This is a genomic window from Alicyclobacillus acidocaldarius subsp. acidocaldarius DSM 446, assembly GCF_000024285.1.
Taxonomy (GTDB): domain Bacteria; phylum Bacillota; class Bacilli; order Alicyclobacillales; family Alicyclobacillaceae; genus Alicyclobacillus; species Alicyclobacillus acidocaldarius.
Window position 1 is genome coordinate 1,459,623 of record NC_013205.1, and the last position, 13,043, is coordinate 1,472,665.

General features: G+C 62.8%; 14 protein-coding genes. All 14 read left to right on the forward strand.

Going from position 1 to position 13,043, the window contains the following annotated elements:
- The first annotated feature begins 3 nt into the window (after positions 1–3).
- The 14 genes from flhA to AACI_RS07055 all read left to right on the forward strand — a co-directional run bounded on the left by flhA (position 4) and on the right by AACI_RS07055 (position 13,037).
- A complete protein-coding gene (gene flhA / locus AACI_RS06990) occupies positions 4–2,052 on the forward strand; it encodes a flagellar biosynthesis protein FlhA (protein ID WP_012810757.1) in 2,049 nt (682 codons plus the stop codon).
- The gene (gene flhF / locus AACI_RS06995) at positions 2,049–3,194 is read left to right on the forward strand and encodes a flagellar biosynthesis protein FlhF (protein WP_012810758.1); all 1,146 of its coding nucleotides are present in this window, start codon (positions 2,049–2,051) and stop codon (positions 3,192–3,194) included. The genes flhA and flhF overlap by 4 nt, the downstream gene beginning before the upstream one ends.
- Entirely contained in the window at positions 3,187–4,074 is an 888-nt protein-coding gene (locus AACI_RS07000) for an AAA family ATPase (RefSeq protein WP_012810759.1), read from the forward strand. Before flhF ends, AACI_RS07000 begins: the two co-directional genes overlap by 8 nt.
- Positions 4,071–4,670: a CheB methylesterase domain-containing protein gene (locus tag AACI_RS07005; RefSeq protein WP_041707402.1), complete on the forward strand. Its 600-nt coding sequence runs from the start codon at positions 4,071–4,073 to the stop codon at positions 4,668–4,670. Before AACI_RS07000 ends, AACI_RS07005 begins: the two co-directional genes overlap by 4 nt.
- Positions 4,671–4,674: 4 nt before the next feature.
- On the forward strand, positions 4,675–6,669 hold the full coding sequence (locus tag AACI_RS07010; RefSeq protein ID WP_012810760.1) for a chemotaxis protein CheA: 1,995 nt from the start codon (positions 4,675–4,677) through the stop codon (positions 6,667–6,669).
- Between the two features lie 20 nt (positions 6,670–6,689).
- The gene (locus AACI_RS07015; protein ID WP_008336538.1) at positions 6,690–7,154 is read left to right on the forward strand and encodes a chemotaxis protein CheW; all 465 of its coding nucleotides are present in this window, start codon (positions 6,690–6,692) and stop codon (positions 7,152–7,154) included.
- Complete coding sequence (locus AACI_RS07020) at positions 7,151–7,771, forward strand: chemotaxis protein CheC (protein ID WP_008336539.1); 621 nt, start codon at positions 7,151–7,153, stop codon at positions 7,769–7,771. The genes AACI_RS07015 and AACI_RS07020 overlap by 4 nt, the downstream gene beginning before the upstream one ends.
- A gap of 43 nt (positions 7,772–7,814) precedes the next feature.
- Complete coding sequence (locus AACI_RS07025; RefSeq protein WP_012810761.1) at positions 7,815–8,252, forward strand: chemotaxis protein CheD; 438 nt, start codon at positions 7,815–7,817, stop codon at positions 8,250–8,252.
- A gap of 26 nt (positions 8,253–8,278) precedes the next feature.
- Entirely contained in the window at positions 8,279–8,998 is a 720-nt protein-coding gene (locus AACI_RS07030) for a hypothetical protein (RefSeq protein WP_012810762.1), read from the forward strand.
- Positions 8,999–9,414: 416 nt separating this feature from the next.
- Positions 9,415–10,116, forward strand: coding sequence for a 30S ribosomal protein S2 (rpsB, locus tag AACI_RS07035; RefSeq protein WP_008336545.1), 702 nt, complete (start codon positions 9,415–9,417; stop codon positions 10,114–10,116).
- Between the two features lie 97 nt (positions 10,117–10,213).
- Positions 10,214–10,870 carry a translation elongation factor Ts gene (gene tsf, locus AACI_RS07040; RefSeq protein ID WP_012810763.1) on the forward strand — a complete coding sequence of 219 codons (657 nt, stop codon included), beginning with the start codon at positions 10,214–10,216 and terminating at the stop codon, positions 10,868–10,870.
- Positions 10,871–10,952: 82 nt separating this feature from the next.
- Positions 10,953–11,687, forward strand: a complete 735-nt coding sequence (gene pyrH, locus AACI_RS07045) for a UMP kinase (RefSeq protein ID WP_012810764.1) — start codon at positions 10,953–10,955, stop codon at positions 11,685–11,687.
- Positions 11,674–12,237: a ribosome recycling factor gene (gene frr / locus AACI_RS07050; RefSeq protein ID WP_012810765.1), complete on the forward strand. Its 564-nt coding sequence runs from the start codon at positions 11,674–11,676 to the stop codon at positions 12,235–12,237. Before pyrH ends, frr begins: the two co-directional genes overlap by 14 nt.
- 35 nt (positions 12,238–12,272) lie before the next feature.
- Positions 12,273–13,037, forward strand: coding sequence for an isoprenyl transferase (locus AACI_RS07055; RefSeq protein ID WP_012810766.1), 765 nt, complete (start codon positions 12,273–12,275; stop codon positions 13,035–13,037).
- The last annotated feature ends 6 nt before the right edge of the window (positions 13,038–13,043 follow it).

The following is a 13,043-nucleotide window of genomic DNA, read 5'->3' on the forward strand; positions in this document are numbered from 1 at the left end:
GCGATGGCCAACTGGTTGAAGCGGACCGACTTGATGGTGATGCTGTTTGTCCTTTGGACCATCGTGATGATCGTCATTCCCATCCCGCGCCCGCTTTTGGACGTGCTCATTCTCTTCAATATGTTCGTGTCCATGACCATTCTCCTCGTGGCCATGAACACGTCCGAGCCGCTCGAGTTTTCCATTTTTCCGTCTCTGCTCCTGGTCACCACGCTCTATCGGCTGTCGCTCAACATCTCGACGACGCGGCTCATCCTGAGCCAGGGCAACGCGGGGGCTGTCATTCAGACGTTCGGGAACTTTGTCATCGGCAACAACCCGGTGGTTGGGTTCATCGTCTTTCTCATCATTATCATTGTGCAGTATGTCGTGATCACGCGCGGAGCGGAGCGCGTGGCGGAGGTAGCGGCCCGCTTCACGCTCGACGCGATGCCGGGCAAGCAGCTCGCCATTGACGCGGATCTGAACGCGGGACTGATTCAAGAGGCCGAGGCGCGCAGGCGGCGCGAGAAGATCCAGCAGGAGGCCGACTTTTACGGCGCGATGGACGGCGCCTCCAAGTTTGTCAAGGGCGACGCGATCGCGTCCATGGTCATTGTGGCGATCAACGTCGTCGCGGGGCTCATCATCGGCGTCGCGATGCAACACGACTCGTTCAGCGAGGCGCTGCACACGTACACGATGCTCTCCGTGGGCGACGGTCTCGTGAGCCAGATTCCGGCGCTCCTGTTGTCGACCGCCACGGGTCTCATGGTGTCGCGCGCTGCCACGGACCAAAACATGGGCGCGGACGTGGTCAAGCAGGTGTTCGGCTACGCCCGAGCCCTCTATGTGGTGAGCGGCGCCATCGTGCTGCTCGGCCTCATCACGCCCATTGGAATCTTGCCCGTCATCCCTATTGCCGGCGGCGCAACCCTCATGGCTCGGCGGGCCGAGCGCAGTCGGGCGCTGCAGCAGAAGCGAGAAGAAGAGGAGAAGGCCCGGCAAAAGCGTTCCGAGGCGAAGAAGCCCGAGAACGTCTACCAACTCATCACGGTCGAGCCGGTTGAGTTCGAATTTGGGTACGGCCTCATCCCACTGGTGGACGCGCGACAGGGCGGCGATTTCATGGAGCGCGTCGCGATGATCCGAAGGCAACTCGCCACGGACCTCGGCGTCGTCCTGCCCATGGTGCGCATGCGGGACAACGTGCTCCTCAAACCCACGCAATACGTGATCAAGTTGAAAGGGGTTGAGGTCGCGCGAGGCGAAATCCTCATGGGACACTGGCTCGCGTTGAGCCCCGGGATCGACAATCCCGAGGTCAAGGGCATTCCAACAAAAGACCCCACGTTTGGTTTGCCCGCGCTCTGGGTGACCGGCGAGATGAAGTTGCGCGCCGAGGCGAGCGGGTATACGGTCGTCGATCCGCCGTCGGTCATGGCTACGCACCTCACGGAGGTGCTAAGGCGCCATGCGCACGAGCTGCTTGGCCGCCAGCAGGTGAAGGAACTCCTGGAACATCTGAAACAGACCCACCCGGCCGTGGTGGAAGACGTGTATCCCGGGACGCTGTCGCTTGGGCACATTCAGCGCGTGCTGTGCAACCTGCTCGAAGAAGGCGTACCGATTCGCGATCTCGTGACCATTCTCGAGGCGCTGGCCGACGCGGGGCGGCAGACGCAGGACGTGGATCAGCTCACCGAGAAGGTCCGGCAGCGCTTGGCGCGCCACATCTGCGCGCAATACCTGCAGGGCGAAGACGGGCTCACGGTTCTGACGTTCGATCCGGCGCTCGAGCGAGAGATGCAGCAGGCCGTGGTGGAACAGGGCGGCGCTTTGTCCATCGGCCTGGAGCCGCAAAAGGCGCAGGCTGTGTTCCGCAAGCTCAAGGAGCTGTGGACCGAGCTGCAAGGCACGGGCAAATCGCCCGTCCTCCTGGTGCATCCCCGAATCCGGCTTCCGCTCAGCCGCCTGGTTCGCCGCTACGTGCCGGATTTGCCCGTGTTGTCGTTTGCCGAACTCGATCCGTCGATCTCGATTCATAGCGGAGGCGTGGTGAATGTGACGTGATCGTGCGCCGTTATGTGGTGAAGGAAATGCCGGAGGCCGTCGCGTCGATCCGGCGCGAACTCGGGCAAGATGCGGTCATCCTGAGCACCCGCAATATCCGCGTGCGCAAGTGGCTGGGGCTTCGATCCGAGCGCCGCATCGAGGTGATGGCGGCGGCGAAGGAAGATCTCGCCGCGACCGCCGGCGCGACCTTCGGACAAGCCCTGAAGAGGGCGATGTCGGAATCCGCGGGAGAGCGTTCGTCCGCGTCGCCGGGGTCGGAGGCGTGGTCTCAGCTCGCCAGTGAGATCGCCGAGATCAAGCAGATGCTCGCGGAGGCGAGATCGCGGGATCGCGCGCCATCGCCCGATGGCCACGAGCCGCTCCACCGCTGGCGCGCGTTCCTGCAGGCCGAGGGCGTGGACGCCGTCTTGGCGGACCGATGGGCGCGCATGGCGCTCGGCGAATCCGATGCACCCCGGTCTGGATCAGCCTCCGCGGATGGTCTCATCGAAGCGATTCAGTCCGATCTCGGCGCGCTCGCCCATCCGGCGCCCATTCGCCGAGACAGCCGGGTCGTCGCGTTCGTCGGGCCGACCGGCGTGGGCAAGACGACGACCATCGCGAAAATCGCCGCGCTCCACGTCCTCGCCGGGCAACGGCGCGTCGGCCTGTTGACGACGGACACGTTTCGCATCGCGGCTGTGGAGCAGTTGAAGACGTACGCCGACATCCTGAACGTCCCGATTGCCATCGCGGATGAACCGGAGGACGTCTCCTCCGCCCTGGCTTCCCTTCAGTCGTGCGATCTCGTCCTCGTGGACACGGCGGGAAGGAACTTTTTGAACCCGGCTTCCATCGAGCAGACCAAACGCATGCTCACACCCATTGAGGCGGATGAAGTTCTGCTCGTCGTCTCGCTCGCCACGAAGCCAACCGACGCGCTAAAAGTCGCCAACATGGCGAAGCCGCTCAGCGTGGACAAGTTCATCTTCACCAAGCTGGACGAGACCGAATCGGTCGGCATGATTCCAAGCCTCGTGGCGCTGTGTCAGTTGCCCATCGCCTACGTGACGACTGGACAGAATGTCCCGGACGACATTGACATCCTGTCGGTGCCGGACCTGTTGACGCCGTGGAAGGAGGCCCGGACCGATGGCTGATCAGGCGTCGCGCCTCCGCGAGCAGATGTCCCTCTGGCTCAAGGCTCAGCAACTCGGCCGTGAAGTTGGGGCGCAGGATGTCGGTCGCGAAGCGGGTTTTTTGTCAGCGCCGGTGTTTGCCATCATGAGCGGGAAGGGGGGCGTCGGAAAGTCGAACCTGTGCGTCAATCTGGCCCTTGCGTTCGCGGAAGACGTGATGCGAGTACTCGTCATTGACGCCGACGCGGGATTTGCCGACGTGGAGATCCTGTTTGACTCGACGCCCATTCTGACGCTCTGCGACGTCGTCGCCGGCGCATCGATTGAGGAGGCCCTGCTTGCGCCGAGGCCGCACGTGGACGTGCTGGCCGGCGGGAGCGGACGGTTTTTCGACGAGATCGGCGAGGACGGCTGGGGGCGGCTCTGGGACGGAATTGCGCGGGTCTCGGCAAGGTACGCGTGGGTGCTCGTGGACTGCGCGCCGGGCGTTCACGCGCTCGCGGAGCGGATCTTGAGACAGGGAGCCAACCCCATCTGCGTCGTGACGCCGGAGCCGACGGCCATCACCGATGGGTACGCGCTGCTGAAGTGGATGCGCGTCAAGGAGCTCGGCGTGGAGCCGTGGCTCGTCGTGAACCGGGCGAAGTCGAAAACGGAGGCCGACGACACCGCCGCGCGGCTCGTGGACGCGGCGGCGAAATTCCTGCACATGCGGGTGATCTACGCAGGATGGATTCGAGACGATCCGGCCCTAGTAAAGAGTGTCATGGCTCGGCGCCCGCTGCTGCAACACGTGCCGGGATCGCCCGCTGCAGTGGGGTATCGCCAGCTGGCCCGCTGGATTCAGAAACGTGCACATTCGCTCGGGCGCGGCGTGGGCGGAGAGGGGGCGGCTCGATGAGTAAAGGTGGGCATGACGTCCGGAAGCTCATCGCCATGGGAGCTTCGACGGGCGGCCCAGCTGCCGTGGCTTCCATTTTGCGGAAACTTCCGCTTCTCGACGCGTGCGCCGTGGTGATTGCGCAGCATCTGCCCGAGACCTTCACGGGATCGTTTGCAGAGCGGCTCGATCGGGAGAGCGCCTGGTCGGTGTGCGAGGCGCGCGACGGCATGGCCGTGGAAGCGGGGCGATGCTACGTCGCGCCGGGCGGCAGGAGGACGGAGATCGTGTTGGATGGCGACGAGCTTCGCTGTGCCGTTCGGCCGCCGGAACCTACGGACATTTACCTGCCTTCGATCGACGCGTTATTTGCGAGTGTCGCTCGTCTTCCCCGTGTGCGGGCGATTGGGGTGTTGCTCACGGGGATGGGGCGGGACGGGGTGGACGGCCTCCGAGCGATTCGGGAATCCGGGGGCTTTGCGATGGCGGAAGCCGCAGAAACGGCCGTCGTGGACGGCATGCCGCGCCGGGCCAGGGAAGCGGGATGGGTGGACGAGATCGTCCCGCTCGGCGCCATCGCCGCTCGTCTGGCCGACTTGTGTCAGGTCGGGAGGTGACACGGTGCACGACGAATACCTGGAGGCCTTTTTGGCCGAGTCGATGGAAAACGTCGAACGCCTGGAGGCGTTTTGCCTCACGCTCGAGCGAGAAGGGTCGAAGCCCGACCTGCTGGACGAGATGTTTCGGGCCGCGCATACCCTGAAAGGCATGAGCGCCACGATGGGGTTCTCCAAGTTGGCGGCCTTGACGCACCGCGTGGAGGACCTGTTGGGAACGCTGCGGGACGAACGCGTCCGATTGGAGCCGCGGCACGTGGATGCGCTTCTGCTCGCGGTGGATCGGATGCGAGCGAGGATCCAGGCCATCGGGGTCTCTGCCAAGGAACCTGACGAGCCGGATGACGACGCGATGGACGCGCTCGCGGGCGCGCTTCGAGGAGGCGCGGACGTTGGAGGGACGCGCGAGGAGGATTCGAAGCCTTTTGCGAATCTTTCGGATTGGGCAAACCGCGCCGCGGCAGAGGGAAAGGAGCTGTACACCGTCCATATTCGCCTCGCTCCCGACTGCGTCATGCCCGGCGTGCGGCTCGCCATGGCGTACCAAGCTTTGAAAGCCTCGGCGATTTTGATGGCGGCCCATCCTGCGGAAGAGAACGTCATGGCCGGACAGGTCGAGGCGACGGAGGCTTTCGCGGCCGTCATGGTGGCGCCTGGCGAGATCGACCGCGTTCGACAGGGCGTGCTCGACGTCACCGATGTGTCGTCTTGCGAAGTGTCCAAGGTGAGCGAGTCCCATTCGGCTCCCAAGGAGGATGCGCCGCGCGCGGAGCAGGGCGACGCGCCCATCGAGCCCCGGGTCTCGCGCCACGCGAACGGCTCCTCCCCCGCTGGCGCCGACCTGCGGAGGGACGCGACGCTTCGCGTCCCGGTCCGGAAGGTGGATGCGCTCATGAACACCTTGAGCGATCTCGTCATCACCAAGACGCGCCTCGCCACCCTGGTGTCGTCCGCCGACGATCCGGCCTTGAAGGAGGCGGTCGAGCGGTTGGACCGCCTGACGGGCGACATTCAAGATGGATTGATGCGGCTCAGGATGGTGCCGGTGGAAACCATCTTCCATCGATACCCACGCATGATGCGCGATCTGGAACACCGCCTCCAGCGCGAGTTTGACTTCGTGATGACGGGCCTGGACACCGAAATGGATCGAGTCGTTCTCGAGGAGATGGGCGAGGTCATCGTGCACCTTCTGCGCAACGCGGTCGATCACGGCCTCGAGCCGCCGGAGGCGCGCGAGTCCCAAGGCAAACCTCGGCGCGGCATCGTCCGTCTCGCTGCGTACACGGCCAGCGGCCACGTGTATCTCGAGGTGTCAGATGACGGCCGGGGAATTGACCGCGGTCGCGTCCTCGAAACGGCTGTGGCCAAAGGGTGGATCACGCCAGAGGAAGGCGCCGCAATGTCGGATGAGTCCGTGTACGCGCTTCTGTTTCGCCCTGGGTTCAGCACCGCGGAGCGCGTCTCGGACATCTCCGGGCGAGGCGTGGGGCTGGACGCCGTGCGCGAAAAAGTCGAGGCCTTGGGAGGGCAGATTCGCCTGAATTCGGTTCTCGGGGCGGGCACGACGTTCACCATCGAGTTGCCGCTGACCCTCGCCATCCTGTCGGCCCTGTTGGTGTCCGTTCGCGGGCAGGTGTTTGCCATCCCCACGGCGAATGTGGATGAGGTGCGCAGAGTGACACGGGATGACGTTCGTCACGTCCAGGAGCGACCCGTCTTTCAAGACAGCGCGGGAATCGTGCCCATCGTGGATTTGGCTGAGCGATTGGGATTGGGCTCTCGTCGCGATGCGTATCCACAGACCGCGGTCGTGTGCCGCGATGGGAAGCGCAGGCTCGCGCTCGTCGTCGATCACGTCCTGGATGAGCTCGAGATCGTGAATAAGCCGCTCGGCCGATACCTGCAGGGAGTTCGGGAGTTCGCTGGCGCCACCATTCTCGGCGATGGCCGGGTGTCGCTCATTCTCGATGTGCGCTCCATCGCAAATCCCGCGTAGTGGCGAAGGAGGGACGTTTCGTGGATTCGTATGTCGTGATGCGCGTGGGCTCCGAGCGGTACGGCGCGCATGTCTCCCAGGTGAGGTCCGTCGAACGCGTGGGTGACATCACCCCCGTGCCGCGCACCTTGAACTTCATCAAGGGCGTCATGCATCTGCGCGGCGCGATTGTCCCGGTCATCGATCTCGCGGAACGCGTAGGTTTGGCGCACGCCTCGGCCGACGAGGAGGACAGGCGGATCGTCGTCGCGGACGTGGAGGAGATGCTCGTCGGCATGTTGGTCGATGCGGTGGAGGATGTGGTCCAGATTGCGCCAGAATCTGTGGAGCCCCCGCCGTCCGTTGTGGGAGGACTTGAGGCCGTGTATCTCCGGGGCGTCGCTCGACTTGGCGACGATCTCCTCGTGCTTCTCAACTTGGAAAGGGTCTTTTCAGCCGTCGAAACGGAGCAACTCAAACAGGTGGAAAAGTTGGTGCACGGATGAATCCCTACAATCTCAGCGCTGCCGATCTCGACGCCCTCCGGGAGTTCGGCAACATCGGGGCGGGTCACGCCGCGACGGCGTTTTCCACGCTGTTGGGCGGCGTCGTCCGCATGTCGGTCACGGACGCGCGCCTGTGCCGATTTGCCGAGGTGGTCGACGTCGTCGGAGGCAGTGACACCCTGGTTGTCGCCGTGTACATTCGGATCGAGGGCGAGATCGCGGGCAACATGTTTGTCGTGTTGTCCACCGATAGCGCGGAGCGCCTGGTGGACGAGCTCATTCCGGGGCGTGAACACGGCGATCCCTACGGCGAGATGGAGTACTCCGCTCTGGGTGAGATTGGAAACATTCTTTCGGGAGCCTACGTCGCCGCCATTTCAGACCTCTGCGGGTTTCGGATGGCGCAGTCGATCCCGGCGGTGGCCATCGATATGGCATCGGCGCTTCTCGACATCGGGCTTATGTACGGAAGCGGAGAGGACAATCAGGTGCTTTTGATCTCGACGCGCCTCACACATGGGGGGCGAGAGATCCAAGCGTATTTTTTCTTGCTTCCGGATTTCCAGAGCGCATCGAAACTCTTTGATACCCTGCGGGGAAAGATGCCAAGTGGTTGAAGATCGGGCGGAAATCCGCGTGGGTATTGCCGAGGGGGCGGTCATGTGCGGCCCAGGTCGGCTGGTGACCACGGGCCTCGGGTCGTGCGTGGGTGTGGTGATCTACGATGCCGAGGGCCACGTGGCTGGCTTGGCCCACGTGATGCTGCCCGAGAGCCCTTCGCCCGACACGAAGGCGCCGCACAAGTACGCGGACACCGCCATTGACTGGCTGATCCGCGAGATTGTGCATGCGGGCGGGAGTCCTCTGCGCCTCCGCGCGAAGTACGCCGGTGGGGCGCAGATGTTTCAAGGCGTGAAGATGGAGACGCTTCGCGTCGGCGAGCGCAATGTGGAGGCCGTGAAGAAGCGGCTTGCGGAAAGAGGAATTCCTGTGATCGGAAGCGACGTGGGTGGACATCAAGGCCGGACCTTATGGTTTGACTTGCCGTCCTGTATCCTCACGGTGCGAACGGCCAGGGGCGACATGCGCGCGCTTTGACGCCGCGCGGAAGGAGGAATGAGAAGGTGTGGGAGACGCTCATCTTGGCCGCAGTATGCGTCGTGCTCCTGGCCATGCTGTACGCGGTCAGTGGGGCTAGGAAAACGCATCCGGGCGTGAAGGGCTTTTTCCGGTGGACGGCTGCTCAGTTGCGCCTGCGTGCCGCGGGGCCAGGCTCGCCCAGGAACGCTGAGTTTCTGGCAGACCGCGCGCGATGGGACACCGCGGGCGGCGAGAAGCCATCGGACGCGCGGTTGGCGATTCAGGTTCTCGAAGAGATGTACCAGGAGTGGGACCAGCGAAGCCGCCAGCTTGAGGCGCGGATTCAGGCGGTTGAAACGGCGGTGGCTCGATTGACCGCCATGGTCGAGGGAGCCATGCGTGATGCGCGAAATGACACGGACGAAGTCTCGGCCAAAGGGTTGCGACCCAAGCCGAGCGATAGTGGTCCAGTAATTGGGATGACGCCGAAAGCTGCAGCCCACGCCGCTTTGGAGAACAACGCGCGCGAGCTAGAGGCCCCTTCCTCCATGGAGGTGGCCGACACGTCGAAGCACGGCTCTCAAAGCCCGTGGCCGCGTGCTCAAGCGTCTCGAGAGCTATTGTATTTCTCGATTCTTGATCTTCTTCATGAAGGCCGGTCCCGCGACGAGATTCAGGATCTGCTGGGCGTGTCGACGGACGAGATCGCGGTGGTGGAGAAGTTGTTGAGGATGGCGGGACGTTCGGAGTCCGGCGTTCACTGACCTGGCGGCGTGTCGCTTGTCTTCGCCTCTCCTGCCTCTCGTGCTGTCACTGTGCCACTCCATCGGCGCGTACGATGGACCATCCATCGGTGCGTGTGGCCAGTCTTTGTCCACAAGACCGGCGTCGCGGTCCGCGCGTCCATCGCGGCACACTGTAGACAATGCAGAAGCAGGAAGCGCGGTCACGGACAAACCGCCTGGGGGATAGGACTCAAAATGGCGTAAAGTGGAGTGTTCTTCGCAGGTGACGCGGATGGCTTCGGGCGGTTGCTGGCGTCCGTTTCGCTGTGGTATAGTATGGGGCGGTGCGTACCTTTGAGTCGAATACGCACGGATCGGGATGCGGTGTCCGGTGCCCGATGGGTCGGCGCTGCGGATGATCGGTCCGGAGGGAAAACAAAAAGGAGGAAATCGGTTTGGCCATCATTTCGATGAAGCAATTGCTCGAGGCGGGCGTGCACTTCGGACACCAGACGCGCCGCTGGAATCCGAAGATGGCGCGGTACATTTTCACCGAGCGCAACGGCATCTACATCATTGACCTGCAGAAGACCGTTCGCAAGGTGGAAGAAGCGTACAACTTTGTGCGCGATCTCGCCGCGTCGGGTGGCACCGTGTTGTTCGTCGGCACGAAGAAGCAGGCTCAGGAGGCCGTCAAGGAAGAGGCCGAGCGCTGCGGGATGTTTTACGTGAACCAGCGTTGGCTGGGCGGCACGCTGACGAACTTCAACACCATCCAGAAGCGCATTCGCCGTCTGCAGGAACTCGAGCAGATGGAGGAAGACGGGACGTTCGAAGTCCTGCCGAAGAAAGAGGTCATCCTGCTCCGGAAGGAACGCGAGCGCTTGGAGAAGTTTTTGGGCGGCATCAAGGGCATGAAGAAGCTTCCGGACGCGCTCTTCATTATTGATCCGCGCAAAGAGCGCATTGCGGTGGCGGAAGCTCGCAAGCTCGGGATTCCCATCGTGGCGATTGTCGACACGAACTGCGATCCCGACGAGATCGACTACGTGATCCCGGGCAACGACGACGCGATTCGCGCCGTGCGCCTTCTGACGAGCAAGATTGCGGACGCTGTGCTGGAAGGCACGCAGGGTGGAGAAGAGACCACCGCGTGAGGTGAAAGGTGGCGGGTGCGTCGCGCTCTCGTCACCTTTTTTGTGCCGCGTGGCGCGAAATGCCATAGATGACACAGACGCTTGAGGAGGAACAATCGTGGCTGAAATCACAGCAGCAATGGTGAAGGAGTTGCGCGAGCGCACGGGCGCTGGCATGATGGACTGCAAGAAGGCGCTGACCGAGGCCGGCGGCGATATGGAGCAGGCCATCGTCATTTTGCGTGAACGCGGTCTGGCGCAGGCGGCGAAGAAGGCTGGGCGGATCGCCGCGGAGGGCGTGGTGGAGGCCTACATCCACGGCGGTGGCCGCATCGGTGTGCTCGTGGAGGTCAACTGCGAGACGGACTTCGTGGCGAAGAACGAGGAGTTCCGCGCGTTTGTGAAGGACATCGCGATGCACATCGCGGCGTCGAATCCGCAGTACGTGCGCCGGGAAGAGGTGCCGCAGGACGTCATCGAACGGGAACGCGAGATTTTGCGGGCTCAGACGCTGAACGAGGGCAAGCCCGAACACGTGGTGGACAAAATCGTGGAAGGGCGCTTGGAGAAGTTCTTTAAGGAAAATTGCCTGCTGGAGCAGCCGTTCGTCAAGGATCCCGACAAGACGGTCGACACGCTGGTGAAGGAAAAGATCGCGACGATTGGCGAAAACATCTCCATTCGCCGGTTTGCTCGGTTTGTGGTCGGCGAAGGGATCGAGCGCCAGGAGACTAATTTCGTGGAAGAGGTCATGTCTCAGGTTCGCCTGTCATGAGGCTGGTGCATGAGGGGACACCATCGCGTGTTCCCTTTCATGCCATTATGGCCACCTATTTTCGCGCAACGGAGGGGCCTGTGTGACGATTCCAAAATACCGCCGCATCGTTCTGAAGTTGAGCGGAGAGGCACTCGCGGGGCGTCACGGTTTCGGGATCGATCCGGCCGTGATCCGAGACATTGCTAGGCAGATTGCCGATGTGGCGAGACTCGACGTCCAGGTTGCCATTGTGGTAGGGGCAGGTAATATCTGGCGAGGTGCCACCGGCAGCCAGATGGGCATGGATCGAGCGACGGCCGACTACATGGGAATGCTGGCGACCGTGATGAACGCATTAGCGCTGCAGGATGCCCTTGAGAAGCTCGGGGTGGCCACGCGCGTGCAGAGTTCCATCCACATGTCGGAGGTCGCCGAACCGTACATTCGCCGCCGCGCCATTCGGCATTTGGAGAAGGGGCGCGTCGTCATCTTCGCGGGCGGAACAGGGAATCCGTTCTTTTCGACGGACACCACGGCTGCGCTGCGAGCTGCCGAGATCGAGGCGGAAGTCATCCTGATGGCGAAAAACGGCGTGGACGGTGTGTATACGGCCGATCCGCAGAAGGATCCCACGGCGACCAAATACGCGGAGCTCGACTTCATGGAAGTGCTGAAGCAGGGCCTCGGCGTGATGGATTCCACGGCGGCCAGCTTGTGCAAGGACAACGACATTCCCATTCTGGTGTTCAACATCAATGAAGACGGGAACATCCTGCGGGCTGTGATGGGAGAAAAGATCGGCACCTTGGTGGGAAAGGGTGATGCGCATGCATGAGGAACTGATTCAAAATCTCCAGGAGCGGATGGACAAGGCCATTCAGAATCTGCGGCGTGAGTTCGCGACCGTGCGCGCAGGACGAGCCGCCCCCTCGATGCTCGATCACGTCATGGTCGAGTATTACGGTGCGCAGATGCCGGTCAACCAGGTGGCGAGCGTGACATCGCCCGAGCCGCGGCTGTTGGTGATCTCTCCTTGGGATAAGTCCATGCTCAGCGAGATTGAGAAGGCGATTCAGAAGTCCGACCTCGGGTTGAACCCCGCGAACGACGGCAACGTCATTCGATTGACGATACCTGCGCTCACGGAACAGCGCCGTCAGGAGTTGGTCAAACAGGTCCGAAAGATGGCGGAAGAGGCGCGCGTCGCCATTCGAAACATTCGCCGAGACGGCAATGAGGAGATCAAGAAACTGGAGAAGGCCGGGGACCTTTCGGAGGACGACGTGCGCCGGCTGATGGACCGGGTTCAGCAGTTGACCGACAAGGCCATTGCACAGGTGGACCGCCTGTTGGAAGATAAGGAGAAGGACGTGACGCAGGTCTGAGTTCCAAGGTAGCTGGATTAAGGGGGATGCCAGCCTTGTTCAAGGGTTTTGGGCGTTCGCAGCGTGCCAGTGCGGCGGCGGTCGAGCAGCCAGCGCTCGACGTGAAGCCCCGGCATATCGGTCTCATCATGGACGGAAATGGCCGCTGGGCGCAACAACGCGGTCTTCCCCGAATTGCGGGTCACCACGCGGGCATGTTGGCCATGAAGGAAGCCATCCGCGCGTGTGACGATTTCGGCATCGAATGCGTCACGCTGTATGCTTTCTCGACCGAAAATTGGAAAAGACCAGCGGCCGAAGTGGATTACCTGATGCGGCTGCCGGAGCAGTTCTTTCGGAGCGAGATCGACGAGTTGGTGAGGCGCAACGTCCGCGTGCGTTTCATCGGCGACACCGAGCGCCTCCCCACACACACGCAGGAAACCGTTCGCCGCGCCATTCAGTGCACCCAGCACAACACGGGGATGATCGTCAACTTCGCACTCAATTACGGGGGGCGAATGGAGATCGTGGCGGCGATGGAGCGTTACGCCCGTGAGGTCATGGAGGGCCGAGCGACGGTGGGACAGCTGACGGAGGCCACCTGCGATCGGTACCTCGACACCGCCGGGCTCCCACCGCTCGATCTCGTCATCCGCACGAGTGGCGAGATCCGGTTGAGCAACTTTCTGCTGTGGCAGGCGGCTTACGCCGAACTCTGGTTTACGGATGTGTTGTGGCCGGACTTTACACGCGACGATCTCTATCAAGCGATTTGCGATTACGCGAAGCGCAAGCGGAGGTTCGGCGCGATCGAGTAGGTGTCC